Raw genomic sequence first — 24,777 nt, 5'->3', positions numbered from 1 at the left:
CACGCCAGTGCCGCGCCAGGCAACGTTTGCCCGTCAGGAGCGGCGGCCGGTGCGTGCTCTCGGCGTGCCGGCCGGAAGCGCTCGTACGGGACGTACGTGGCTTTCGGCCGGTGCGGCGAGGGCACGCCCCGAACGCCGCTCCTTGCTCCACGGGGCAACTCGATACAGACCCTAGGGGGTGTCCGCTTCGTACGGTTCCAGGAATTCGAGCCGGTTGCCGACGGGGTCCTCGGAGTAGAAGCGGCGGTGGCCCGGCAGGTTCTCGTCCCAGACGACCTTGGCGCCCCGCTCCTCCAGTCTCTGTGCGTACTCCTCGATGCCGGTCACCCGCAGTCCGGGGTGCGCCTTGCGGGCGGGCCGGAAGTCGTCCTCGACGCCGAGGTGCAGCTGCACGGGCCCTGCGGCGAACCAGCAGCCTCCGCGGGCGGCGAGGACGGGCGGTTTGGGGATCTCGGCCATGCCCAGCACGCCGGTGTAGTAGGCGCGGAGCCGGTCCTCCGAGTCCGGCGGTGCGGCGAGTTGGACGTGGTCGACGGCGGTGAGCACGGTCAGGCCTCCCTGCGGGCTACGGCGAAGATCCTTCGGAACGGGAAGACGGTTCCGCGCGGCCCGCTCGGGTAGGCCGCGCGCAGCCGGTCGCGGTATTCGGTGAGAAAGGCGTCGGCGGCTTCGCGGTCGTCGCCGAGAGCGGTGAGGACGGGCCGCAGGGCGGTGCCCTTGACCCAGTCGAGCACGGGGTCGGGGCCGTGGAGCAGCTGGTGGTATGTGGTTTCCCAGACGTCGGCGGTGCAGCCCAGCGCGGTGAACCGGGCGAGGTATTCGGCGGGTTCGAGGAGGTGGATGTAACGCGCGCCGTGTCCGGCGAGGCGGGAACGCCAGCGCGGGGTGTCGCACTGCTCGGCGAGCAGGGCGTGGCTGGGGGCGGTGAAGTTGCCGGGGATCTGGAAGGCGAAGGTGCCGCCGGGGCGCAGGCCGTTGATCCAGGCGCCGAAGGAGCCGGGGTGGCCGGGGACCCACTGGAGGGCGGCGTTGGAGACGATCAGGTCGTAGGGCTCCTCGGGGAGCCAGCCGGCGATGTCCCCGTGGCGGAAGTCGAGGCTGCCGCCGCCGGCGGTGGGGCCGGCGTACTGCTCGGTGGCGCGCTGGAGCATCTCCGGGGAGAGGTCGAAGCCGGTGATGGCGGCCTCGGGCCAGCGGGTGGCGAGGAGTGTGGTGACGTTGCCGGGGCCGCAGCCGAGGTCGGCGATGCGGGCGGGCCGGTTGGGGAGTTCGGGTATGCGGGTGAGCAGGTCGAGGAAGGGCCGTGTGCGGTGGCCCGCGTGCCGGAGGTACTGCTGGGGATCCCAGGTGGGTGCGGAGGGCGCGGTGGACGTGGGGGTCCCTGCACGCGCGGTATCGGAATACATGTTCGAGCCTCCCTGCTGGCGGGGCGATCGGAAGCGGAATCCTTTCCGGCCCCCTCCATGCCCCATGCTCGCTTCATTTATATCTCGATGCCAAGATACTCGCGATCGAGATACTTGGGATGAAGAGACTTCACATCGACAGACCCCTTACACTGATCGGCATGGAGGACGAGGTCGACCGACTGGTGGCGGCGTGGCGGCGGGAGCGCCCTGACCTCGACGTGGAACCGCTCGAGGTCCTGAGCCGCGTCAGCAGGCTCGCACGCCATCTCGACCGCGCCCGCAGGCTGGCCTTCTCCGAGCACGGCCTGGAGCCCTGGGAGTTCGACGTCCTGACGTCGCTGCGCCGCGCCGGCGCCCCCTACCAGCTCTCCCCCGGTCAGTTGCTGACCCAGACCCTGGTCACCTCCGGCACCATGACCAACCGCATCGACCGGCTCGCCAAGAAGGGCCTCGTCGAGCGGCTCCCGGACCCCAGCGACCGCCGCGGGGTCCTGGTGCGGCTCACCCCCGAGGGCCGGGACCGCGCCGACCAGGCCCTCGCGGGGCTGCTGGCCCAGGAGCGGGCGATCCTGGCCCAGCTCTCGCAGAGCCAGCGCGGTGATCTCGCCGGGCTGCTACGCCAGTTGACCGCTCCGTTCGACAACATCCCCGGCTAGGTCGGCGGGTCGTACGCCGGCCCGCCGGGCCAGCGCCACCGCGGCGAGGGTGGAGTGCACGCCGAGCTTGCCCAGCACGTTCTGCATGTGCGTGCGGACCGTGTGCGGGGACAGGAACAGCCTGGCCGCCACGTCCTTGCGGCCCAGCCCCGCCACCATGCAGCGCAGCACCTCGTGTTCGCGCGGGGTGAGGGACTCCACGAGCCGTTCGCTGTCCGTACGGTGTTTGCGCGCCGCGGTCAGTTCGCGGAGCACTCCGGTGAGCAGTGCGGGCGGGAGGTGGGTCTCCTCCCGCAGCACCCCGCGGACGACGGCCAGCAGGCGCGAGAGCGAGCAGTCCTTGGCCACCCAGCCCGAGGCGCCCGCCTGCAGTGCGAGGGCGGCCCGGCGCGGCTCGTCGCGCTCGGCGAGGACGACCGTACGGACCCCCGGGTGGGCCGCCCGTACTCCGGCCACGAGCGCGATCCCGTCCGCGGCGGGTGGCGGGGGCCCGGCCCCCGGCTCCCGCTGGGCCGGCACGGCCCCGGGGACCGCGCCGAGGTCGGCGTCGACCAGCAGGACGTCGAAGCGGCGGCCCTCGGCCACCGCGCGTTCGAGGCAGCGCAGCGCGGCGGGGCCGCTGCCGGCCGCGGACACGTCCACGTCCGGCTCGGCCGCGAGCGCGGCTGCGAGCGATTCGGCGAAGATGCGGTGATCGTCGACGACGAGAACCCGGATACGAACCACAAAACCCCCAAGGGTAGGGGAACGGACGACGGCGGGTACGGCGCCAGGACCGGGTGATCCGCAGGCCCACGGCCGCCGCCGAGACATATCTGCACTACCCCGGACCGGACGCCGTACCCGACGTGTCTCGACCCCTGAATCAACACCGGCCCCCACCGGTGTCACGCATCAGCGTAGGGCCGGGGGCGGCTCGTGGTTGGCCGAATAGCAGAAGTTTTCAGCGCGGTTCCCGGGAGTGTGCGGTGCGAGCGGGCTCGGCCGTGGCTGGAAATCGCCTGAATCGGGGGCTGTGGGGCGACTTCCGCGCGGGCGCGTGCCATGGGCAGTTGCACGGGGGGCATTTCACCCGGCGTGTGCACGCCGGGCGCCCGCGCGCAGCGCCCGTCCGCAGCGCCCGGCCCCCGCGCACACGCCCCCACCCCGCGCACACCCCTGCCGGGCGCCCCCGAACCCTGATTCAGGCAGGCGAACCGAGCCCCCAATCAAGACCGGCGAGTGAACCGAAGGGGCGCGACGGGGAGTGGGGCCGAGCGCGCGCAGGAAACCGCGAGGCACGAGCGGCTTCCGAGCACGCACGGCCCCACGAGCCGGCAACAAGCGCCCCGCAGGCGAACCGAGCCCCCAATCAAGAGGTGTGGGTGCGGGCGAAGTCCCAGGCGTCCTGGATGATGCCGGTGAGGTCCGAGCGGTTCGGGGTCCAGCCGAGGCGCTCGTGGGCCGTGCGGGCGGAGGCGACCAGCATCGCCGGGTCGCCGGCCCGGCGGGGGGCGACGACCTCGGGGATCTCCCGCCCGGTGACCTTGCGGACGGTCTCGATGACCTCGCGCACCGAGAAGCCGCTGCCGTTGCCCAGGTTGCAGATCAGGTGCTCCCCGGCGGTGGCGGACTGGAGCGCGGCCAGGTGGGCCTCCGCCAGGTCGGCGACGTGGATGTAGTCGCGTACGCAGGTGCCGTCCGGGGTCGGGTAGTCCTCGCCCAACACCGAGATCGACTCCCGTTCGCCGAGCGCGACCTGGAGGACCAGCGGGATCAGGTGCGTCTCGGGGCTGTGCCGCTCGCCGAACTCGCCGTAGGCACCGGCCACGTTGAAGTAGCGCAGGGACACCGCGGCCAGGCCGTGCGCCACGCACTCGCCCGCGATCATGTGGTCGACGGCGAGCTTCGAGGCGCCGTACGGGTTGGTCGGCGCGGTCACCGAGGCCTCGGTGAGCAGGCCCTCGGTCGGCTCGCCGTAGGTGGCGGCGGTGGAGGAGAAGACGAGCCTGCGCACGCCCGCCTCGCGCATCGCGGCGAGCAGGGCGAGGGTGCCGCCGACGTTGTTCTCCCAGTACTTGCCCGGGTTCACCACGGACTCGCCGACCTGCGAGGAGGCGGCGAAGTGCAGTACCGCGTCGAAGGAGGGGTCCAGGTACCGCGCGGCGTCCTGGATCCGGCCCTCGACGAAGGTCGCGCCCGCCGGGACTCCGACGCGGAAGCCGGTGCTGAGGTCGTCGAGGACGGTGACCTCGTGGCCGGCCTCCAGGAGGTGGGCCGCGACCACGCTGCCGACATATCCGGCGCCACCGGTTACCAGGTACTTGCTCACTCGCCTACTGCCTCTCGCGGGGGACCACGCGCGTGTGCGTGCACGTGTGTGGGCACTGGCTTACCCGATGCGGCGCCCGCGGGGGAAATCGGCGGCCCGGTGCGGCGGTCCGATGCGGCGGTCCGGTCAGCCCTGCGGCGAGGTGGACGGCGGCCCGGGGAGGGCCCGGTCCAGCAGGCCGGTACGGGCGGCCAGCGCGGCCGCCTCCAGCCGGGATCCGACGCCGAGCTTCATCAGGACCCGCTGCACGTGCGTACGGGCGGTGCTCGGCGCGATGGCCATGCCGGCGGCGATCAGCCGGGTGTCCTCGCCCTCGGCGACCCGTACCAGCACCTCCACCTCGCGCGGGGTCAGCAGCCGCAGCAGCCGGCTGCCCTCGTCGTCGGGCTGGACGGCGGGGTTCAGGAGCTCTGCGAAGGCCCCCTGGAGCAGTTGCGGGGCGATGGCCGCCTCTCCCGACCTCGCCTTGGCCAGCGCCCGCTCGACGCCCTCGATGCGCTCGTCGTGGCGTACGTACCCGCAGGCGCCGGCGGCGAAGGCGGCGGCGATCCCGCGCGGGCTGGGCACCGGGCCGAGGACGACCACGGCGATCTGCGGGCGCTCCCGCTTGATGCGGACGACGGGTTCGAAGGCGCCGGGCTCGGCGGGGTGGGCGGTGCCGAGGAGGCAGACCTCCGGGGCGCGGCTGATGACGAGCTCGGCGGCGCCGGCCGCCGGGGCCGTGGCCGCCAGTACCCGGTGGCCGCGCAGTTTCAGGGCAGAGGCCAGTGCCTCGGCCAGCAGCCGGTGGTCGTCGACCACCACGACGCGTACGCCCATCGAGGAATCCACCCCCCATCCTTCTGCCCCGGCAAGCTACACGCTTGTTCGACGGCGCGAGGGGATACCGCGCAGAAGCCCCCGATCGGTACGGACCGTTCGGGGGCTTCGGGCGGTGCTGTGCGCGTCAGCTCGCGGTGAACGACACGAACATGTATTCCGGGTCGGTCGAGTACGGCTTGCTGACGTTCTGCTTGGACATGAAGAGCTTGCCGTTGCGGTAACGGAACTCGGAGGAGAACTCGGGCGAGAAGGAGGTCTCGGCGCGCCGGATGTCCTTGTCGGCCGGGTTCTCCATGAGGAGGGTCTCCTTCATCGTCTTGCCGTCGATGCTGACGATCTGGCCGCCCTTGTCGTACGGGGGGACCTTGTAGGCGATGATGTTCGACCCGTCCATGCGCAGCGGGTACATGGTGTACCGCTCGCCCGCGTCGGCGCGGTCGGTGGTCTGCTTGCCGGTCTCCAGGTCGAAGGAGAGCAGTTCGTTGGTGCGGCCGGTGGGTGACTGGCCCTGGTGCTCGGCGGAGGGCACGTAGATCTTGCCGTTGCCGACGACCATGTTCGAGCACTTCTCGACGTCGGTGGAGGCGCACTTGGCGGCGAAGGAGCCGGCGGCGAGGGGGATGCGTGCCTTCAGCTCACCCTTGGGGTCGACGACGAACAGATCGCTGACGCCCTTGCCGCCCTTGGCGTTGTCGCCGACGTCGGCCGCGACGACGAACGGCTTGGTGGAGACGATGTGCGCGTACTCGATGCCCTCGGAGAGCTTGTACGAGGCGGTGGGCGCGCCGGTGGCCGGGTCGAGGATCTGCGCGTTCAGCGTGTAGTTGGGGTGTCGGCCGCACTTGCGGATGACGCCGAGGGCCTCGCCGCCCGCGTAGCCGGTGTCGCGGCAGCTCTCGCCGTCGACCTTGGGCTGCCACAGGTTCTTGCCGTCGGCGAGGTTCCAGGCGGCGCCGCCGCTGGAGACGCCGCCCGCGGCGACGGTCTTGCCGCTGATGGTGATCTCGGAGAACTGGGCGGGCTTGTCGCCGCCGTTGGCGCTCTTGACGTTGCCGGACCAGGCGAGCTTGCCGGCCTCCAGGTCGATGACGCCGACCTCGGTGCACGGCGGGTACTTGTTCTCGGCCGTGGGCTGGGCGGGCCGGAAGAGGACTGCGCTCTTGTTCTCGCTGACGTGGTGGGTGGCGCCGCAGATCTCGCCGGTGAGGGGGATCTCCCACTTCTTGGCGCCGTCGACGAGGTTGTAGCCGACGACCTTCGACACGTCGGACTTGACGTAGGTGGTGTCGGTCAGCCAGGAGCCGTTGACGGAGACGATGTCGGCGACCGTGGGGGCCGGGTGGTTGTAGAGGGTCTTCGACTTGGGGTTGCCGGGGACCTTCTCGCTGCCGGGCGTGGAGGCCTGGTTCTTGTCGCCGCCCGGGGATGCGCTGGGGTCGCTCTGCGCTGTGGTCCCGCCGCCTGGGTCGCCGGAGGCGTACCAGAGGCCGCCGCCGACGATCAGGACGATGGCCAGGAGGGCCGCGCCGACGATCGTCAGCTGGGTGCGCTTGTCCCCGCCGCCGCCGGCGCCGGCCGGGGGCTGGGCGGGGGGCGCGGGCGCGCCGTACGGGGCGGGCGCGGGGGGCTGCTGCGGGTAGCCGTAGCCGGGGTCGGCCTGCGGGTAGCCGTACGCGGGCTGCGCGGCCGGCGGCTGCGGGGCGGCCGCGGGCGGTCCGGCGGGCGGCGTGGGCGCTCCGAACCCGCCCGGCGGGGGATCCTGCGGCGCTCCGAAGCCGCCGGACGGCGGCTGGCTGGGGGGCGGCGGGGTACTCATCGGTTGCTGTTGCCTCTCGCTGGGCGGCTCGTCGGGCGGCTCGTCGGACGGGTCGTTGGACGGTTTCTCACTTGCCGAAGACCATCAGGAGCTTCTCGTCCTTGTCCTGGGCGAGCAGGCGGGACGTGGAGATGAAGAAGCGCCCGTCCGCGTAGTCGACCTGCGGGGAGTAGAAGGAGCTCTCGATCGGTGCGGAGGGGCCGGACGGGTGGCGCAGGAGTGCGGTGGGTGTGCTGCCGTCGGCCGGAATGGAGAGGACCTCGCCGCCCCTGTCGGCTTCGGCCGTGCGGTAGGCGATCAGCTGCCCGTTCGCGGCCTTCAGCGGTTCGAGGGTGCGCCCCTCGCCCGCCGGCACGCGCCACTTGGCCTTGCCGGTGGCGAGGTCGAAGGCGACGATCTCGTTGGCCTTGCCGATGGCGGCCTTGGTGGGCAGGTAGAGGGTGCCCGCGTCGACGACGGCGGTGGCGCAGCCCTGGAGGCTGTCGTCGTGGCTCGCGCTGCACTCGGTGGAGAAGTTGCCTTCGCCGGAGAGCGTGGTGCGCTGCTTGCCGTCGGGGCCGAGGACCACGACGGAGTTCTCCTTCGAGGACGCGTTCGTGAGGTGCAGGACGATCGGGTCGAGCGAGTAGACGCGGGAGACCTTCCAGCCCTTGGGGAGGCGGTAGGTCCAGGTCTTCTTGCCGGTGGCCGGGTCGGCGTCCTGGACCTCGACGGTCATGTCGGCGTCGTTGCAGGTGGCGATGCCGATCAGCTTGCCGCTGCCGGCGGCGTAGGCGCCGGGCACGCAGCCTTCGGAGGGGCTGCCGAAGAGCTTCTCACCGGTGCTGATCTTGAAGGCGGTGGCGCGGGTGAGCCGGTTGACGGTGACGATGTCCCCGGTCATGGCCAGGCTGGGGTCGAGGAACATGTCGAAGGCGCTCTCCTTGGCGACCTCCTTCGACCAGCCCTCCTTCCCCGTCTTGAGGTCGACCATCCGGATCTGGTTGCAGTTGGCGGTCTCGGAGGGGCCGTCGGCGTACATGACGACGGTCTTGCCGTCGTCGGTGGTCCGCCGGGTCATACCGCAGATCTCCGCGGGGAAGGTGATCGTCCACCTCTCCTTCCCGTCGGCTGCCGCGTAGCCCTTGATCGTCTTGCCGACGGTCTTGGCCACGGTGTCGCCGACGACCCACTGGCCCTTGGTGGCCACCCCGGCACCGGGGCCGTCGATCTTGGTGGTCTTGAGCCAGAGGACCTTGTCCTCGCCCTGCTTGCGGCCGGCGTTGAGGTCCGTCTGCTGGTTGCCGCCGGGGCCGCTGCCGTCGCCCATGTCCACGGACGGGGAGGCGGAGGGCTTGGCGTCGCCGGACTCCTGGGCTACGGGCTGCTGGGGGTCCTCGTCGCCGCCGAAGGCGGCGTAGCCGACGCCGCCGAGGACGAGGACGGCGGCGACCGAGGCGGCGACGAGCAGCGTCAGCTTCTTCTTCGGCGGCATGCCGGGCGCGCCGGGCGCGGGCGGCTGCAGGCCGTGGGCCGGGTACGCCGGGACGGTGGGCGGCTGCTGCGGGTACGGCTGCTGCTGCCCGTGCGCGGGCTGCTGCGCGTAGGGGTTCTCGCCCTGCTGCGGGTATCCGTAGCCCTGCTGCGGCGGTCCCGGCAGGTGTCCGTAACCGGAAGGAGTCGGTGGCTGGTTCGGCGGCTGGGGCGGCTCGGTCATCAGCGCACTTTCGGCTTCGGGGGGGGGCGGGAGAATGACCTTTCTATCACTGACACCGCGCATACAACGGACCGGTCCACCCCCTGTTCCCAAGGGAGGACCGGCCCGTGACGCCCTCGTTATCCGGCCAGTTGGCTCCGAAGACCGGCAGGATCTACGACTCCTCGGCCAGCTCCAGCCAGCGCATCTCCAAGTCGTCCCGGTCGGAGAGCAGTTCGCGCAGTTCCGCGTCGAGCTTGGCGACCTTGTCGTAGTCGGTGGAGTGCTCGGCGATCTGGGCGTGCAGGTTGCCCTCGCGGTCGGCGAGCTTGTTCAGCTGCCGCTCGATCTTCTGCAGTTCCTTCTTCGCGGCGCGCGCGTCCCCCGAGGAGCTGGACTTCGCGGCGGGGGCGGCCGGTGCGGGCGCCGGGGCGGCCGCCTCGATCATCCGCTGCCGGCGCTCCAGGTACTCGTCCAGGCCGCGCGGCAGCATGCGCAGGCTCGCGTCGCCCAGCAGCGCCATCACGGTGTCGGTGGTGCGCTCGATGAAGAACCGGTCGTGGGAGATCACGATCATCGAGCCGGGCCAGCCGTCGAGGAGGTCCTCCAGCTGGGTCAGGGTCTCGATGTCGAGGTCGTTGGTGGGCTCGTCGAGGAAGAGTACGTTGGGCTCGTCCATCAGCAGGCGCAGGATCTGCAGTCGGCGGCGCTCGCCGCCGGAGAGGTCGCCGACCGGCGTCCACTGCTTCTCCTTGGTGAAGCCGAACTGCTCGCACAGCTGGCCCGCCGTCATCTCGCGGCCCTTGCCGAGGTCGACGCGGTCGCGGACGCGCTGGACGGCCTCCAGGACCCGCAGGGACGGGTCGAGTTCGCCGACCTCCTGGGAGAGGTAGGCCAGTTTGACGGTCTTGCCGACGATGACCTTGCCCGCTGCGGGCTGGGCGTCGCCCTGGGTGCGGGCGGCCTCGGCGAGGGCGCGCAGCAGGGAGGTCTTGCCGGCGCCGTTGACGCCGACGAGGCCGACGCGGTCACCGGGGCCCAGGTGCCAGGTGAGGTGCTTGAGGAGGGTCTTGGGACCTGCCTGGACGGTGACGTCCTCAAGGTCGAAGACGGTCTTGCCGAGGCGGGCGTTGGCGAAGCGCATCAGCTCGGACTTGTCGCGCGGCGGCGGGACGTCGGCGATGAGCTCGTTGGCGGCCTCGATGCGGTAGCGGGGCTTGGAGGTGCGGGCGGGAGCGCCGCGGCGCAGCCAGGCCAGCTCCTTGCGCATCAGGTTCTGCCGCTTGCTCTCTTCGGTGGCGGCGATGCGTTCGCGTTCGGCGCGGGCGAAGACGTAGTCGCTGTAGCCGCCCTCGTACTCGAAGACCTCGCCGCGCTGGACGTCCCACATGCGGGTGCAGACCTGGTCGAGGAACCAGCGGTCGTGGGTGACGCAGACGAGGGCGGAGCGGCGCGTCCGGAGGTGGGCGGCCAGCCAGGAGATGCCCTCGACGTCGAGGTGGTTGGTGGGCTCGTCGAGGATCAGGAGGTCCTGGTCGGCGATGAGGAGCTTGGCGAGGGCGATGCGCCGGCGCTCGCCGCCGGAGAGCGGGCCGATGACGGTGTCGAGGCCCTGGTTGAAGCCGGGCAGGTCGAGGCCGCCGAAGAGTCCGGTGAGGACGTCGCGGATCTTGGCGTTGCCGGCCCACTCGTGGTCGGCCATGTCGCCGATGATCTCGTGGCGGATGGTCGCGGCGGGGTCGAGGGAGTCGTGCTGGGTCAGGACGCCCATGCGCAGGCCGCCGGACTGGGTGACCCGGCCGCTGTCGGGCTCCTCCAGCTTGGCGAGCATGCGGATGAGGGTGGTCTTGCCGTCGCCGTTGCGGCCGACGACGCCGATCCGGTCTCCCTCGGACACGCCGAGGGAGATACCGTCCAGCAGGGTACGTGTGCCGTACACCTTGCTGACTGCCTCGACATTGACCAGATTGACGGCCATTAGACGCGCTCCAGGGAAAGGGTGTGGATCAGCCCCTCAGCCTAACCCTCCGGGCCGTGGCTGAACGTTCCACCAGCAAGGCGCCTCCCAGCACCATGGTGATCGCGGCGGGTGCGGTGACCGGGACGGCGACGAGGGTGGCGCTGTGGCCGTCGAGGAGGCCGCCGAGGCCGGTCATGGACAGGCCCAGGACGCCGAGGAGGCACAGGGTGATGCCGAGGGCGGCGACGGCGCCTGAGGCGGCCCCCGCCGGGCCGGCGGGCCGGGCGGGGGCCGGGGCCTCGAAGCGGCGCAGGAGGGCGACGAACACGCCGGTCAGCGCGGCCGCGGCCAGGATCCGTACGGGGACCTGCGCCCACCACGCTGCGGTGGCGGGAGCGGGGAGGTCCATGCCGAGGGCGAGCTGGGCCCCGTACACGGCGAGCATCGCGGTGAGGTGCCAGAGGAAGGCGGTCATGGCGACCCCGTTGGCGGTGACGACCGTCCGCCATACGCGGGGGCGCTGCAGCCAGGCGCCGACGGGCCGGGCGGCGAGCTGTACGGCGCCGACGAGCCACAGGCCGTGGCAGAGCAGGGCCAGGGTGGGCGGGGCCATGTTGGAGACCTTCTCGCCGGGCATCCCGACCATGGACAGCGGGTACGGGCCGCAGGCGACCAGCAGCACGGCCCCGGCGAGTCCGCCGGCGGCGAGGACGGCGGGCCGGCGGATCCGGCCGTCGGCGCGCAGGAAGCCGAGCTGGTGGACGGCGAGCCAGACGAGGGCGAAGTTCAGGAACTCCACGTACGGGACGCCGAGCGCGAAGCGCAGTACGTCGACCAGTGCGGCGGCGCCGGCCAGCGCGGCGAAGGCCGCCCAGCCGTGGCGTTCGTGCAGCTTCAGCAGCGGCGGGGTGAAGGCGACCATGGCCAGGTAGATCCCGATGAACCACAGCGGCTGGGTGACCAGCCGCAGGGCGGCGCCGGTCAGCGTTCCACCGCCGTGGCCGGCGAGTTGCACGGCGAGCGCGACCGCGGCCCACACCAGGACGAAGGCGAGGGTGGGGCGCAGCAGCCGGCGCAGCCGGGCCCGCAGGAAGGCGGCGTAGACGGGGCCTTCGCTGCGGCGGGCCAGGGAGCGGTAGGAGAGGGCGTGCGAGAAGCCGCCGACGAAGAAGAAGACGGGCATGACCTGCAGCGCCCAGGTGAGCAGCTGCAGGGCGGGCACGAGGGCGAGCAGGTTCCCTATGCCGTCCGTGCTGACCGCGGCCATCAGCCAGTGCCCGGCGATGACGGTGCCGAGCGAGGCGACGCGCAACAGGTCGACGTACCGGTCGCGGTCGGCGGGGGTGGCGGCGGCGATGTCGCGTGCGCTGGCTGTCATGCCCCCACGCTGCCCGCCGCCGCCCGCGGCCGGACAGGGCGCGGGTACTCAACTGCGGCGTGAGTACGTGTCAGCCGAGCCAGGGCACCCGGACGACCGAGATCTCCCTCAGCCGCTCCGGCGCCAGGAACATCAGGAAGCCCCGGCCCCGAAGATGTCGAGCGTGCGCAGCCCACCGCCCTCCAGGGGCCCGCGTCCCACTCCGCAGGCGTCTCGGCCCAGGACGGCGAGCTGTTCCGCGAGGCGTTCCACCTCGGCAACGACACCACCGGGCAGGTCACCCACGACGTGCTCGGCGTCCGGGTTGTAGTGCATCTCGTCGGTGCCCCCCAGCCAGCCACACGGCAGGCGGCCGGGGCGAGGATTCACCGCGGCAGGACCGTGGCGCCCGGGGACGGGCTGGAGGCGATGCGGGTGGCGCGGCACGTGCCCGAGGCTTCGAGGGCCGCGGCCACCTTCAGCGCGGCCTCCTCGTCGGCGACGAGGAAGGCCGTCGTGGGGCCCGAGCCGGAGACCAGCGCGGCGAGGGCGCCGGCGCCGAGCCCGGCGTCCAGGGTCGCCCGCAGCGACGGGCGCAGCGAGAGGGCGGCCGGCTGCAGGTCGTTGGCCAGGGTGGCGGCCAGGGCGACCGGGTCGCCGGAGGCGAGGGCGGCCAGCAGCGCCGGCGAGGCCTGCGGCTCCGGGACCGCCGCCTCGGCGGTGAGGCGGTCGAACTCGCGGAAGACGGCCGGCGTGGACAGGCCGCCGTCGGCCACCGCGAACACCCAGTGGAAGGAGCCGGCGGCCACCGGGGTGAGGACCTCGCCCCGGCCGGTGCCGAGCGCGGCGCCGCCGACGAGGCTGAAGGGGACGTCGCTGCCCAGCTCCGCGCAGATGTCGAGGAGTTCCTCGCGCGGGGTGTTGAGGCCCCAGAGGGTGTCGCAGGCCAGGAGGGCCGCCGCGCCGTCGGCGCTGCCGCCCGCCATGCCGCCCGCGACCGGGATGTTCTTGGCGATGTGCAGGTGGACCAGCGGGGCCAGGCCGCCCCGGGCGGCGAGGATCTCGGCGGCCCGCGCCGCCAGGTTGGTGCGGTCCAGCGGGACCTTGTCGGCGTCCGGGCCCTCGCAGGTCACCGTCAGCGTGTCGGCCGGCGTCGCCGTCACCTCGTCGAAGAGGGAGACGGCGAGGAAGACGTTGGCCAGGTCGTGGAAGCCGTCGGGCCGGGCCGCGCCCACCGCCAGCTGGACGTTGACCTTCGCGGGGACCCGTACGGTGACGGGCGTCGTACGCGTGCTCACAGCGCGGGCCTCTCCGGTGCGGGCTTGTGCTCGGCGATCGCGGCGAACTGCTCCACGGTCAGGGACTCCCCGCGGGCCTGCGGGGAGACGCCCGCGGCGACCAGCGCGGCCTCCGCGCCGGCCGCCGAGCCGGCCCAGCCGGCCAGGGCGGCGCGCAGGGTCTTGCGGCGCTGCGCGAACGCCGCGTCGACCACCGCGAAGACCTCTTCCTTCGAGGCGCTGGTCTTGATCGGCTCGGTGCGGCGCACAAGGGAGACGAGCCCGGAGTCGACGTTCGGCGCGGGCCAGAAGACCTTGCGGCCGATGGCTCCGGCACGCTTGACGTGCGCGTACCAGTTGGCCTTGACGGAGGGCACCCCGTAGACCTTGTTGCCGGGCTCGGCGGCCAGCCGGTCGGCGACCTCCGCCTGGACCATCACGAGGGTCCGCTCGATGCTCGGGAAGCGGTCGAGCATGGTCAGCAGGACGGGCACGGCCACGTTGTACGGCAGGTTCGCGACCAGCGCGGTCGGCGGCGGGCCGGGAAGCTCGGTGACCAGCATCGCGTCGGAGTGGACCAGCGAGAAGCGGTCCTTCCTCGCCGGCATGCGGGCCTCGATGGTGGCGGGCAGGGCGGCCGCGAGGATGTCGTCGATCTCGACGGCGACAACCCGGTCCGCGGCCTCCAGCAGCGCGAGCGTCAGCGAGCCCAGGCCGGGGCCGACCTCGACGACCACGTCGTCCGGGCGGACCTCCGCGGTGCGCACGATCCGGCGCACCGTGTTGGCGTCGATGACGAAGTTCTGCCCCTTCTGCTTCGTCGGGCGTACGCCGAGGGCGGCGGCCAGCTCCCGGACGTCGGCGGGGCCGAGGAGGGCGTCGGGGGTACTGGGCGCGGGGTTATCGGGCTGCTGCTCTGCGGTGCTCACCGGTAAAGCGTCTCAGATCGGCCGAGTGGTCCTGACGACGACGTGAACCTGCGGCCTACGACATGAGCCTGCGGCCGCAGTGGGGCCACGGGCTCGCCCCCCGCTGCACGTAGAGCTTCTTCGCCCGGTAGGTCTGCTCCGCGGCCGGGGCGTCCTGGGGGCGGCCGCTGCCGCCGAGGCCCTGCCAGGTGCGGACGTCGAACTGGTACAGGCCGCCGTACGTCCCCGACGCGTCGGTGGCGGAGGCGCGCCCGCCGGACTCGCACCGGGCGAGGGCCGCCCAGTTGAGGCCGTCCGCGCCCGAGACGGAGCTCGGCAGCGGCCTGGTGCCGACCCGGACGAGCTGGGTGACGGGCTCGCGCACGACCTCGTCGGCGATGGCGCGGGGCTTCTGGCGGACCCCGTTGACGGTGCGCAGGCTGTAGGTGACCCGGCGCGCGCCGGGCCGGCCGGCGCGCTCGACGACCTCGGTCCCGGCGAACAGCTCGCTGTCCTTGACCTTCTCCGTCGCGAAGGGGATGCGCTCCTCGCGGACCTCGCGGGAGCCGGTGATCCGGAGCACGGTGACGGTCTGGCCGTCGCGCGGGAAGGCGGTGGGCGGCACGGAGGTGGTGTCCTGGCCCTGGAGGGTGATGCCGGCCTGGTCGAGGGCCTCCTGGACGGTGGCGGCGTTGGTGCGGACGGTGCGTTCTCGGCCGTCGGCCATGAAGGTGACGCTGCGCTCGGTGCGGACGCTGAGGGTCAGGCCGGCGCGCGGTACGGGGGCGGTGCGCGGGGCGGAGAGGTAGGCGCCCTCGGCGCGGATGCCGAACTGGCGCAGGGCGCCGTCCACGGTGCGGGCGGTGGTCCACACCTGGCGCTGCTGTCCGTCGAGGGTCAGCCTCAGGGGGCGGCCGTAGCGGACGACGATGTCCTCGCCGTCGTCGAGGGGTTCGCCGGGGGCGGGGGCGACGAGGTCGTGGGGGCCGACGTCGAGGCCTTCCGCGGCGAGCAGCTCCTCGACGTCACCGGCGAAGGTGTGCAGCTCCCGGGAGACTCCGTCCACGGTGAGGCGTACCGATTTGTCGGCGGCGACGAAGGCGGTCGTACCGCCGGCGAGGAAGGCGACGACCAGGGCCTGCGGCACGATCCGCCGCCAGTTCCCGGCGGGGGCCGCGGGCGGGGCGGGGCCGAGGAGCACCGGTCCCGCGGCCCGGCGGCGGCCGTGCCCCGCCCCCGCGGGCGCGGCGGCCGGGGCGGGGGTGCCGCGGCGCCGGCCCCGGCCGGCCGGGGGCTCCTCCACGGCGGTACGGCCGCGGCCCCCTCGGCCCGCGGCGGCCCCGTCGGCGAGGGTCGGGGTGGGTGTAGGGGCGCGGCGGCGGCCGGTACCCGGGGCGGCGGCCGGCCCGGGCCGTCCGCCCTCCCGGCCCGCGATGTCCGCCCGGGCGGCGGGGTCCGCGGCGCGCCGGCGGCGTCCGGCCCGCCGGTCCTCGGCGCGGGGGACGGGGACGGGGACGGCCGGTTGGGTGTCCCAGGAGGAGGGCCCGGTGTCGGCCGGCACGAGGTCCCCTGCCCCGGGACCGGTGGCCCCCTGCGCGCCCGGCCGGGGACCGGCGGCCCCGGGATCGCCGGGCCGGGGGTCGGCGGACCCGGGACCGGCGGGCCAGGGACCGGCGGGCCAGGGACCGGCGGGCCAGGCCGGCCACGCCCGGGTTTCGCTCCCGTACGGCTCCGGGACGGGAGCGCCTCGGCGGTGACTGCCCTGCGTATCGCTCACGACGCTCGCTCCACTGGTGATCCGGCACCCGCTGGTCGGGGCACGGCACCCTAGCGGAGCGGTCGTCACGGAACAAAGTCGTACGACTACCCTACGTGTCGACCAGGTGGAGCCGCGGTCAGTAGTCGAAGGCGCGGGCGGTGTTGCCCGCCAGGGCGGTGGCCATCGCGTCCTCGTCGATCCCGCGGACCGCGGCCATCGCGCGCACCGTCAGCGGAATGAGGTACGGCGCGTTGGGCCGTCCGCGGTACGGCGCGGGGGTCAGGTACGGCGCGTCCGTCTCGACGAGCACCAGCTCCAGCGGAGCCACGGCCAGAGCCTCGCGCAGCGGCGCGGCGTTCTTGAAGGTGACGGTTCCGGCGAAGGACATGTAGTAGCCGGCGGCGGCGCACTCGCGGGCCATGTCGGCATCCCCGGAGTAGCAGTGGAAGACGGTCCGCTCGGGGGCGCCCTCCTCGCGCAGTACGCGCAGCACGTCGGCGTGGGCGTCACGGTCGTGGATGACGAGGGTCTTGCCCTGCCGCTTGGCGATCTCGATGTGGGCGCGGAAGGAGCGCTCCTGCGCGGCCATGCCCTCCGGCCCGGTGCGGAAGAAGTCGAGGCCGGTCTCGCCGACCGCCTTGACGTGGCCGAGGGCGGCGAGCGCCTCGATCTCCGCGAGGGCCTCGTCGAGGGCGGATTCGCCGCCGCCGGACCGGGCGCCCTGGCGGGACCAGCCGTCGGGATCCCCGTGCACGATGCGCGGGGCTTCGTTGGGGTGCAGGGCGACGGCCGCGTGGACGTTGTCGTACGTGGCCGCGGTCTCGGCGGCCCACCGGGAGCCCTTCACGTCGCAGCCGACCTGGACGACGGTGGTCACGCCGACCGAGGCGGCCTTGGCGAGGCCCTCCTCGACGGTCCCCGACTGCATGTCCAGGTGGGTGTGCGAGTCCGCGACCGCCACCCGGAGGGGTTCGGGCAGCGGCGGCGGTGCGTCCTTGGCGGCGGAGGAAGGGCTCATGGGGCCGATCTTATGACCGGCGGAAGAACCCCATCAGCCGGGAGAACAGGCCCCCGCGCTTCTCGGCCTCGCTGATGGCGACGGGTCCGGGGGCGTCGTGGGGCTCGGCGGTCCTGCGGGGCCCCGGGGTGTGGGGGACGTTCGCTCCGGCCGGCACCGGTCCGGCGATGCCGGGGGCGATGCGGTGGTGGTAGAGGTGGTCGATCATGCCGAGCACCGAGGAGACCTGCCCCGCCCGCATGATCCGTACGACGTGTCCGCCGCAGTTCATGCAGGTCGGGTTGGACAGCGGGGAGGGCACCCGCTCGCTGTCGACCGTGTACATGATGAACGCCTCGCCGCGGCCGTCGACGTGGTGCTCGATCCGGTACTCCTGCTCCCAGCCGTACCCGCAGCGCATGCACGCGAAGGAGTACGCCTCCTGCACGGTCTGCACGTCGGGGCTGGAGAAACGTGCGGGTGCCGGGGCCCGGAGCGGCGCCGGGGTGTCTGCGATCTCACTCATGCCAGCTCCTCTTGTTCCACTGTGCCTCTGCCAGTGGACGCCTCTTCGGGCGGGAGCGCATCAGGTCCTGTCCAGTGTTGGACGGCCTTTGGGCGACTCATGCCCAAAGCGCCCGGCGCACGGTCTGAGCTTTGCTTTTCAGGTTAGCTCTTTACCCGTTCATGGCGCCTTCTGTGCCGCGTTCTTTGCCGCCACGACAGCATCGAACACGTCGCGTTTGGGTACGCCCGCCTCGGCCGCGACGGCCGCGATGGCCTCCTTGCGGCGCTCCCCCGCCTCCTCGCGCACCCGGACCCGGCGCACCAGCTCCTCGTCGTCCACGTCGCCGGGGCCGGCCGCCGGGGCGCCCTCCACGACGACGGTGATCTCCCCGCGCACGCCCTCGGCGGCCCAGGCGGCGAGTTCGCCGAGCCCGCCGCGCTTGACCTCCTCGTACGTCTTCGTCAGCTCGCGGCAGACCGCGGCCCGCCGCTCGGCGCCGAAGACCTCGGCCATCGCCGCCAGGGTGGCGTCGAGCCGGTGCGGGGCCTCGAAGTAGACGAGCGTGCGCCGCTCGCCCTCGACCTCGCGCAGCCGGCCGAGGCGCTCGCCCGCCTTGCGCGGCAGGAAGCCCTCGAAGCAGAACCGGTCCACCGGCAGCCCGGACAGCGCCAACGCGGTGAGCACGGCGGACGGCCCGGGGACGGCGGTGACCTTGATGTCCTTCTCCACGGCGGCGGCGACCAGCCGGTAGCCGGGGTCGGAGACCGACGGCATGCCGGCGTCCGTCACCAGCAGGACGCGCGCACCGCCGGCCAGGGCCTCGACCAGCTCCGGCGTGCGGGCCGACTCGTTGCCCTCGAAGTACGACAGGACGCGCCCGGTGGTGTGCACGCCGAGCCCCTGGGTCAGCCGGCGCAGCCGACGGGTGTCCTCGGCGGCGACGACGTCGGCCCGCTCCAGCTCCGCCGCCAGGCGCGGCGGGGCGTCGGCGAGGTCGCCGATGGGCGTGCCGGCGAGTACGAGCGTGCCCGTCAGGCCTTCGGCCGCGGCGGCTGTGGAGGTGGGCTCGGTGCCGTGGGGCTGGTCAGTTGTCACCCGCCCATCCTCTCAGTCCCACCGCTCGTCACCCCACGCCACTGGGGCGCACACAGATCTCTTCCCTACGATGTGCCGGTGACCAGTACCGCGACGCCGCCGCCCAGCCCCGCGGGGGCCCTGCCCTCCGCAACGGCCGGGGGCGCAGAAGAGCCGTCCACCTGGCTGCGCGACCTGCGCCGCTTCGGCTACGCGCCGCGCGCCGGCGCGTCGCCGCACGTGGACGTCCGAACCCGCCTGGTGCCCCCGTACACGAAGCCGTCCCGGCAGCTGTGGATGACCTTCGGGCTTCCGCCCCAGGTGTGGGGGACCTGGCAGCGCATCGTGTCGTGGGCCGGGCCGCTGCTGGTGGCGCTGGTCGCGGGCGTGCTGCGGTTCGTGCACCTGGGCAGCCCGAAGGCGGTGATATTCGACGAGACGTACTACGCCAAGGACGCCTGGGCCACGATCAAGCAGGGCTACGAGGCGAACTGGCCCAAGGACATCGACAAGTCGATCCTCGCCAACCCGGACGGGGTCGCCCTGCCGGTGGACCCGGGCTATGTCGTGCACCCGCCCGTCGGCAAGTGGGTGATCGGGCTCGGCGAGTGGATGTTCGGCCTCACCCCGTTCGGCTGGCGGTTCATGACCGCCGTGCTCGGCACCCTGTCGGTGCTGATGCTGTGCCGGATCGGCCGGCGTCTGTTCCGCTCGACGTTCCTGGGCTGCCTGGCGGGCGCGCTGCTGGCGGTGGACGGCCTGCACCTGGTGATGAGCCGCACGGCGCTGCTGGACCTGGTGCTGATGTTCTTCGTGCTCGCCGCGTTCGGAGCGCTGCTCATCGACAGGGACCGGGCGCGCGCCCGGCTCGCGGACGCGCTGCCGGTGGACGAGGAGGGCCGGACCCGGCCCGACGCGAAGATCGCCGCTACGCTGCGGCTGGGCTGGCGCCCGTACCGGATCCTGGCCGGGGTCTGCCTGGGGCTGGCCGCCGGCACGAAGTGGAACGGCTTCGTCGTGCTGGCCTTCTTCGGCATCCTCACCGTGCTGTGGGACGCGGCCGCCCGCCGCACGGCCGGCGCGGGCGCCCCGTACGCGGCGATGCTGCGCCGTGACGCGCTGCCCGCGTTCGTGTCCACGGTGCCGGTGGCGGTCGTGACGTACGTGGCGTCGTGGTCGGGCTGGATCTTCAGCCCGGACAACGGCAAGGGCGGCTACCTGCGCGACTGGGCGGCCAAGCACGACCGGGACAGCTCGCTGTCGTTCCTGCCGGAATGGGTGCGCAGCCTCTGGCACTACGAGACCGAGGTCTACAACTTCCACGTCGGCCTGACCTCGGGGCACACCTACGAGTCCAACCCGTGGAGCTGGCTGGTGCTCGGCCGGCCCGTCTCGTACTTCTACGAGTCCCCCGAGCCGGGCACCGACGGTTGCCCGGCGACGGCGGCGGGCAAGTGCGCCCGCGAGGTCCTGGCCCTGGGTACGCCGCTGCTGTGGTGGGCGGGCTGCTTCGCGCTGCTGTACGTGCTGTGGCGGTGGTTCTTCCGCCGTGACTGGCGGGCCGGCGCGGTCGCGTGCGCACTGGGCGCGGGCCTGCTGCCCTGGTTCAACTACCAGGAGCGGACGATCTTCTACTTCTACGCGGTGGTCTTCGTCCCGTACCTGTGCCTGGCGGTGGCGATGATGATCGGCGCCCTGCTGGGCCCGGCGGGCTCGTCGGAACGCCGCCGCGCCCTGGGCGCGATCGGCGCGGGCGTGCTGGTCCTGCTGATCGTGTGGAACTTCATCTACTTCTGGCCGATCTACACGGGCCAGACCCTCCCCATGGACTCCTGGCGCGGCCGCATGTGGCTGGACACCTGGGTCTAGCAGGCAAAACGACGGGCCCGGCACCTGATGGTGTCGGGCCCGTCGCCGTCCGCGCGGGGTCCGGGTCAGCGGGAGGCTTCGCAGGCGGTGTTCGCCGCGTCCTTGCTCGCGCCGCCCGCGACGAGGCTCACGACGCAGCTGGTCTGGTTGCCGATCTGACCCTCGTAGCACGCCTCCGAGTCGCCGTCCGCGGCCTGGGGGCTGTGCTGGGCGACGTACTGCTCGCAGGCCGTGGCGTCGGCCTGGGCGGACGGGGCGGCGGCGCGGGCGGGGGACTCCGGGGCGGGCGACCGGCTCGGCGCCTCGGTCGCCCTCGCCCTTCCGACGCTAGAACAGAGCCCCGGCGCGTGCACGTCGACCGGTCTGCCCCACTCAGGACGACTCGTCGTCCCGCACGGCGGGCGTGGTCGTACCGGTGAGCCGGTCCCGCCGCAGGATCGCGTAGCCGACGGCGTCGTGGACGGCGCTGCCGTCGACGGCGGGCCATCCGCTTTAGCGAGGTTCCGGTCCGGTAACAACTGCGCACCGGGCGACTGCGCAGAGTAAGGTCGGAGCCAAGGGCTCTTTGAACGCGTTCAGGGGCCGTGGGCATGGGGGAGGACGACAGTGAACGGGGCGGCAAAGGGCGCCATCATCGGCGGGGTGTTCCTCGCGATGGTCGGCGGTGCCGGATACGGGGTGTACACGCTGGTCGGCGACGCAGGCGGTGACGGTGGCGCAGACGAGGTCTCCGCCCTGTCCGAGGGCACCGGGCCGGTCAAGGAGAAGGAGGCCGAGGCGGCCGCGAAGGCCTTCCTCGCCGCGTGGGCGGCCGGGGACGAGCGGGGAGCGGCCGACCTGACCAACAACGCCGCGGCCGCGCAGACCGCGGTCGGGGAGTTCCGGACGAAGGCGTACGTCTCCAAGGCCGTGATCACCCCCGGCAGGGCGAACGGCACGACCGTACCCTTCAAGGTCGAGGCGGAGATCACCTACGAGGGCACGACCAAGCCCCTGGCCTACGACTCCCAGCTCACGGTGGTGCGCGGCCTGACCAGCGGCAAGCCCCTGGTCGACTGGCAGCCCTCGGTGATCCACCCGCAGCTGCAGAAGGACGAGAAGCTGCGCGCCGGCGCGCCCGCGAGCCCGCCCGTCAAAGCCGTCGACCGAAACGGCGAGGAGCTGACCGCGGAGAAGTACCCCTCGCTGCGCCAGGTCCTGGACGAGCTGCGCCAGACCTACGGCGGCAAGGCGGGCGGCAGGGCCGGGGCCGAGGTGTGGATCGAGCCGGCGGCGAAGGAGGCTCCCAAGCGGACCCTGCTGACACTGGTCGAGGGCGAGCCCAGCACCCTCAGGACGTACCTGGACGCGAAGGTGCAGGCGGCGGCGGAACAGGCGGTCGCCAGGTTCCCGGAGGCCTCGGTGGTCGCCGTGCAGCCGAGCAACGGACACATCCTGGCCGTCGCGAACCACCGCAAGGACGGCTTCAACGCGGCGATGAGGGGCAACCGGGCCCCCGGATCGACGATGAAGATCGTGACGGCCGCGATGCTGATGGACCGCGGCCTGGTCGCCGCCGACAAGCCAGCGGAGTGCCCGAAGACGGTGACCTGGGGCCGGGAGTTCCACAACCTGAAGAACTTCGACCTGCCGCCCGGCACCAGCTTCGCGACCTCGTTCGCCCGGTCCTGCAACACCGCCTTCATCAAGCAGATCAAGCCCGTCGACGACGACTCCGCCCTGCCCAAGGAGGCCACGGAGGTCTTCGGCATAGGCCTGGACTGGAAGACCGGCATCAAGTCCACCGACGGCAAGGTCCCGCCGGCGACGGGCGCGTCGGCCGCCGCCGCGTACATCGGGCAGGGCCAGATCACCATGAACCCCCTGAACGTCGCGTCCATCACCGCGACCGCCCGCACCGGCGTGTTCCGCCAGCCCGTGCTGGTCTCGCCCGAACTCGACGGCCGGACAGTGGCGAAGGCCCAGCGCCGGATGAAGTCCTCCGTGCAGCAGCAGCTCGTCTCCATGATGAAGCTGACGGCGACCAGCGGCACCGCACGCGAGGCCATGGCCCCGGTCGGCGGCTCGGACAAGGGCGCGAAGACCGGCTCGGCGGAGGTCGGCGGCGCCGACGCCAGCCCGGACAGCTGGTTCACCGGCTTCAGCGGCGACGTGGCCGCGGCCGCGATGGTCGAGGGCGGCGGCCACGGCGGTGAAGCGGCCGGCCCGATCGTCGCGGCGGTACTGAACGCGGGCTGACGCCGGGCCCGTCAGAGGGCCGACCGCAGGGCCCGCACCAGGGCCTGGGCGCGGGGGTCGGCGGTGACCGACTTCGCCAGGGCGTTGGTGACGTAGCCGAAGCCGATGCCGGACTCCGGGTCGGCGAAGGCCAGGGAGCCGCCGCGGCCGGGGTGGCCGAAGGAGGCGGGCGAGAGCAGCGGCGAGGCAGGGCCGTGCAGCATGTAGCCGGCACCGAAGCGGGTGTTGACGACCAGGACCCGGTCGGGGCCCGAGGAGTGCTCCCGGGCGGCGAGTGCGGTGGTGGCCGGGGTGAAGATCCGGGTGCCGTCCTCGACCTCGCCGATGGCGGCCCCGTAGAAGCGGGCCAGGGCGCGGGCCGTGCCGATGCCGTTGGAGGCGGGGAGTTCGGCGGCGCGGTAGGCGGGGGCGTTCTCGTCGGGCAGCGGATCGATGGCGGCGAAGGTGCGGCGGGTGAGGGAGGTGGGGTCGGCGTACGCCTCGGAAACGTTCCTGCGCGGCCTGGTCCTCAGCATCCCGGCGCTCTCCGGCGGCTCGACGGGCGCCACCCGGCCCACCCGGCCGGCCTCGGCCTCCGTCTGCGGCAGGCCGATCCAGAAGTCCAGGCCGAGCGGCTCGGCGATGTCCTGCGCCAGGACGGAGCCCAGCGTGCGTCCGGTTGCCCGGAGCACCAGCTCCGACAGCAGCCAGCTGTAGGTCTGCGCGTGGTAGCCGTGCCCGGTTCCGGGCTCCCAGAAGGGGCGCTGTGCGGCGACGGCGCGCGGCCCGGACACCCCGTCCGCGGCCTCGGCGGCGGTCAGTCCCCGGTCCAGGGCCGGTATGCCCGCCCGGTGCGCGAGGACGTCCCGTACGAGGATCTTCTCCTTGCCGCCCGCCTTGAACTCCGGCCAGTACGCGCCGACCGGCGCGTCCAGGTCGAGCAGCCCGCGCTGGTGCAGGAGCAGCGGGACGGCGGCGGCCACGCCCTTGGTGGCGGAGCGCACGATCTGCGCGGTGTCCTCGGTCCACGGCTCGGTGCCGTCGGCGTCCCGGGTGCCGCCCCACAGGTCGACGACCTTGCGGCCGTCCCGGTAGACGGCCACGGCCGCGCCACGGTCCCCGAGCACCTCGAAGTTGCGTACGAACGCGTCTCTGACGGGCTCGAAGCCCTCCGCCACCGTCCCGCGGACATCCACGTCTGCTCCCACCACCTGCCGCGACGCCGAGGGCGCCTACGTCCACTGCTACTCCCCAGAGCAACGCCGACCGGGCGGTCCTGCTTCCCGGGTCCCCCGGAGCGACCCGCCGGGCCCGGCGTCCGACCGGCGGACGGAGTCCGACGCGGCAGCCCGGAGCCCTGGGAGGCATTCCGGCGCCGATCAGTGCGAGGGGTGCGTCAGAAGGGGCGTACGCGGGTCGAAGCCGAAGGGCAGCTCCAGCCGGTGGGCCCGCATCAGCGTCTCGTCGCACAGCAGGTCCTGCGTGCGGCCGTCCGCCGTGATGACCCCTTCGCTGAGGATGACCGAGCGCGGGCACAGCTCCAGTGCGTACGGCAGGTCGTGGGTCACCATCAGCACGGTCACGTCGAGCGAGCGCAGGATGTCGGCGAGCTCGCGGCGCGAGGCGGGGTCCAGGTTGGACGAGGGCTCGTCCAGGACCAGGATCTCCGGCCGCATGGCCAGTACGGTCGCCACGGCCACCCGGCGGCGCTGCCCGAAGGAGAGGTGGTGCGGCGGCCGGTCGGCGAAGTCCGCCATGCCGACCTGGTCGAGGGCGGCCCCGACCCGCTCCTCCAGCTCCGCGCCGCGCATGCCGGCCGCCGCCGGCCCGAAGGCCACGTCCTCCCGCACGGTCGGCATGAACAGCTGGTCGTCGGGGTCCTGGAAGACGATCCCGACCCGGCGCCGGATCTCGGCGAGGTTCCGCTTCTCCACCGGGAGCCCGGCCACGGTCACCGAGCCGACCCCGCCGGCGAGGATGCCGTTGAGGTGCAGGACGAGGGTGGTCTTGCCTGCGCCGTTGGGGCCGAGCAGCGCGACCCGTTCGCCGCGCCCGACGGTCAGGTCCACGCCGTACAGGGCCTGGTGGCCGTCCGGATAGGCGTAGGCGAGGCCGGCGACCTCCAGTGAGGGGGGTGCGTCCAAAGCGTCCATCCGGATCTC

At 73.1% G+C, this 24,777-nt stretch carries 21 protein-coding genes; 3 read left to right on the top strand and 18 right to left on the bottom strand.

Annotated elements, in window-relative coordinates:
* Positions 1-171 precede the first annotated feature (171 nt).
* Entirely contained in the window at positions 172-546 is a 375-nt protein-coding gene (locus ACFWFZ_RS11200; RefSeq protein ID WP_387119909.1) for a VOC family protein, read from the bottom strand.
* Positions 547-548: 2 nt separating this feature from the next.
* Entirely contained in the window at positions 549-1,406 is an 858-nt protein-coding gene (locus ACFWFZ_RS11195; RefSeq protein WP_387119906.1) for a trans-aconitate 2-methyltransferase, read from the bottom strand.
* A gap of 161 nt (positions 1,407-1,567) precedes the next feature.
* On the opposite strand from ACFWFZ_RS11195, the gene ACFWFZ_RS11190 reads away from it, so the two are divergent.
* Positions 1,568-2,065, top strand: a complete 498-nt coding sequence (locus ACFWFZ_RS11190) for a MarR family winged helix-turn-helix transcriptional regulator (protein ID WP_030659599.1) — start codon at positions 1,568-1,570, stop codon at positions 2,063-2,065.
* Here ACFWFZ_RS11190 and ACFWFZ_RS11185 read toward each other — a convergent pair.
* The 14 genes from ACFWFZ_RS11185 to rsmI form a co-directional block, all read right to left on the bottom strand.
* Positions 2,024-2,791, bottom strand: a complete 768-nt coding sequence (locus ACFWFZ_RS11185; protein WP_387119903.1) for a LuxR C-terminal-related transcriptional regulator — start codon at positions 2,789-2,791, stop codon at positions 2,024-2,026. The two genes, ACFWFZ_RS11190 and ACFWFZ_RS11185, sit on opposite strands and share 42 nt — an antisense overlap.
* A gap of 625 nt (positions 2,792-3,416) precedes the next feature.
* Positions 3,417-4,376 carry a UDP-glucose 4-epimerase GalE gene (gene galE / locus ACFWFZ_RS11180; RefSeq protein ID WP_387119900.1) on the bottom strand — a complete coding sequence of 320 codons (960 nt, stop codon included), beginning with the start codon at positions 4,374-4,376 and terminating at the stop codon, positions 3,417-3,419.
* 126 nt (positions 4,377-4,502) lie between these two features.
* Positions 4,503-5,195 (bottom strand): response regulator transcription factor, encoded by a 693-nt coding sequence (locus ACFWFZ_RS11175; RefSeq protein WP_387119988.1) that lies wholly within the window; start codon positions 5,193-5,195, stop codon positions 4,503-4,505.
* 127 nt (positions 5,196-5,322) lie between these two features.
* Positions 5,323-7,014, bottom strand: a complete 1,692-nt coding sequence (locus ACFWFZ_RS11170; RefSeq protein ID WP_387119897.1) for a PQQ-binding-like beta-propeller repeat protein — start codon at positions 7,012-7,014, stop codon at positions 5,323-5,325.
* A 67-nt stretch (positions 7,015-7,081) separates the two neighbouring features.
* The gene (locus ACFWFZ_RS11165) at positions 7,082-8,710 is read right to left on the bottom strand and encodes a PQQ-binding-like beta-propeller repeat protein (RefSeq protein ID WP_387119894.1); all 1,629 of its coding nucleotides are present in this window, start codon (positions 8,708-8,710) and stop codon (positions 7,082-7,084) included.
* Between the two features lie 154 nt (positions 8,711-8,864).
* Positions 8,865-10,667, bottom strand: a complete 1,803-nt coding sequence (locus ACFWFZ_RS11160) for an ABC-F family ATP-binding cassette domain-containing protein (protein WP_387119891.1) — start codon at positions 10,665-10,667, stop codon at positions 8,865-8,867.
* Between the two features lie 28 nt (positions 10,668-10,695).
* Positions 10,696-12,027, bottom strand: coding sequence for an acyltransferase family protein (locus tag ACFWFZ_RS11155; RefSeq protein ID WP_387119887.1), 1,332 nt, complete (start codon positions 12,025-12,027; stop codon positions 10,696-10,698).
* Between the two features lie 132 nt (positions 12,028-12,159).
* Positions 12,160-12,396: a hypothetical protein gene (locus ACFWFZ_RS11150; RefSeq protein WP_387119884.1), complete on the bottom strand. Its 237-nt coding sequence runs from the start codon at positions 12,394-12,396 to the stop codon at positions 12,160-12,162.
* Positions 12,393-13,304, bottom strand: coding sequence for a 4-(cytidine 5'-diphospho)-2-C-methyl-D-erythritol kinase (locus ACFWFZ_RS11145; RefSeq protein ID WP_387119882.1), 912 nt, complete (start codon positions 13,302-13,304; stop codon positions 12,393-12,395). The genes ACFWFZ_RS11150 and ACFWFZ_RS11145 overlap by 4 nt, the downstream gene beginning before the upstream one ends.
* Positions 13,301-14,212: a 16S rRNA (adenine(1518)-N(6)/adenine(1519)-N(6))-dimethyltransferase RsmA gene (gene rsmA, locus ACFWFZ_RS11140; RefSeq protein ID WP_387119879.1), complete on the bottom strand. Its 912-nt coding sequence runs from the start codon at positions 14,210-14,212 to the stop codon at positions 13,301-13,303. The genes ACFWFZ_RS11145 and rsmA overlap by 4 nt, the downstream gene beginning before the upstream one ends.
* Positions 14,213-14,267: 55 nt before the next feature.
* A complete protein-coding gene (locus tag ACFWFZ_RS11135; RefSeq protein WP_387119985.1) occupies positions 14,268-15,494 on the bottom strand; it encodes a ubiquitin-like domain-containing protein in 1,227 nt (408 codons plus the stop codon).
* A 592-nt stretch (positions 15,495-16,086) separates the two neighbouring features.
* Positions 16,087-16,968, bottom strand: a complete 882-nt coding sequence (locus tag ACFWFZ_RS11130; RefSeq protein WP_387119876.1) for a TatD family hydrolase — start codon at positions 16,966-16,968, stop codon at positions 16,087-16,089.
* Between the two features lie 10 nt (positions 16,969-16,978).
* Positions 16,979-17,473, bottom strand: a complete 495-nt coding sequence (locus tag ACFWFZ_RS11125; protein WP_387119873.1) for a hypothetical protein — start codon at positions 17,471-17,473, stop codon at positions 16,979-16,981.
* Positions 17,474-17,632: 159 nt separating this feature from the next.
* A complete protein-coding gene (gene rsmI / locus ACFWFZ_RS11120; RefSeq protein WP_030662584.1) occupies positions 17,633-18,490 on the bottom strand; it encodes a 16S rRNA (cytidine(1402)-2'-O)-methyltransferase in 858 nt (285 codons plus the stop codon).
* Between the two features lie 138 nt (positions 18,491-18,628).
* On the opposite strand from rsmI, the gene ACFWFZ_RS11115 reads away from it, so the two are divergent.
* On the top strand, positions 18,629-20,398 hold the full coding sequence (locus ACFWFZ_RS11115) for a dolichyl-phosphate-mannose--protein mannosyltransferase (RefSeq protein WP_387119870.1): 1,770 nt from the start codon (positions 18,629-18,631) through the stop codon (positions 20,396-20,398).
* A 606-nt stretch (positions 20,399-21,004) separates the two neighbouring features.
* Complete coding sequence (locus tag ACFWFZ_RS11110; RefSeq protein WP_387119867.1) at positions 21,005-22,636, top strand: penicillin-binding transpeptidase domain-containing protein; 1,632 nt, start codon at positions 21,005-21,007, stop codon at positions 22,634-22,636.
* A gap of 11 nt (positions 22,637-22,647) precedes the next feature.
* Here ACFWFZ_RS11110 and ACFWFZ_RS11105 read toward each other — a convergent pair whose 3' ends face one another.
* Together ACFWFZ_RS11105 and ACFWFZ_RS11100 are read right to left on the bottom strand one after the other, a co-directional pair.
* Positions 22,648-23,811 (bottom strand): serine hydrolase domain-containing protein, encoded by a 1,164-nt coding sequence (locus ACFWFZ_RS11105; protein WP_387119864.1) that lies wholly within the window; start codon positions 23,809-23,811, stop codon positions 22,648-22,650.
* A 183-nt stretch (positions 23,812-23,994) separates the two neighbouring features.
* Positions 23,995-24,768, bottom strand: a complete 774-nt coding sequence (locus ACFWFZ_RS11100; RefSeq protein WP_387119861.1) for an energy-coupling factor ABC transporter ATP-binding protein — start codon at positions 24,766-24,768, stop codon at positions 23,995-23,997.
* Positions 24,769-24,777 lie beyond the last annotated feature (9 nt).

It is taken from the genome of Streptomyces sp. NPDC060232, assembly GCF_042726555.1.
GTDB lineage: Bacteria > Actinomycetota > Actinomycetes > Streptomycetales > Streptomycetaceae > Streptomyces.
The sequence above is the reverse complement of the archived record's forward strand: the minus strand, read 5'-3'. Positions and strand labels throughout refer to the sequence as shown.

Bases quoted from the DNA above. Each gene is read 5' to 3' on its own strand.
- ACFWFZ_RS11195 (WP_387119906.1), bottom strand. From the start codon at position 1,406: ATGTATTCCGATACCGCGCGTGCAGGGACCCCCACGTCCACCGCGCCC.
- ACFWFZ_RS11190 (WP_030659599.1), top strand. From the start codon at position 1,568: ATGGAGGACGAGGTCGACCGACTGGTGGCGGCGTGGCGGCGGGAGCGC.
- ACFWFZ_RS11175 (WP_387119988.1), bottom strand. From the start codon at position 5,195: ATGGGCGTACGCGTCGTGGTGGTCGACGACCACCGGCTGCTGGCCGAG.
- ACFWFZ_RS11170 (WP_387119897.1), bottom strand. From the start codon at position 7,014: ATGAGTACCCCGCCGCCCCCCAGCCAGCCGCCGTCCGGCGGCTTCGGA.
- ACFWFZ_RS11165 (WP_387119894.1), bottom strand. From the start codon at position 8,710: ATGACCGAGCCGCCCCAGCCGCCGAACCAGCCACCGACTCCTTCCGGT.
- ACFWFZ_RS11160 (WP_387119891.1), bottom strand. From the start codon at position 10,667: ATGGCCGTCAATCTGGTCAATGTCGAGGCAGTCAGCAAGGTGTACGGC.
- ACFWFZ_RS11155 (WP_387119887.1), bottom strand. From the start codon at position 12,027: ATGACAGCCAGCGCACGCGACATCGCCGCCGCCACCCCCGCCGACCGC.
- ACFWFZ_RS11130 (WP_387119876.1), bottom strand. From the start codon at position 16,968: ATGAGCCCTTCCTCCGCCGCCAAGGACGCACCGCCGCCGCTGCCCGAA.
- ACFWFZ_RS11125 (WP_387119873.1), bottom strand. From the start codon at position 17,473: ATGAGTGAGATCGCAGACACCCCGGCGCCGCTCCGGGCCCCGGCACCC.
- ACFWFZ_RS11100 (WP_387119861.1), bottom strand. From the start codon at position 24,768: ATGGACGCTTTGGACGCACCCCCCTCACTGGAGGTCGCCGGCCTCGCC.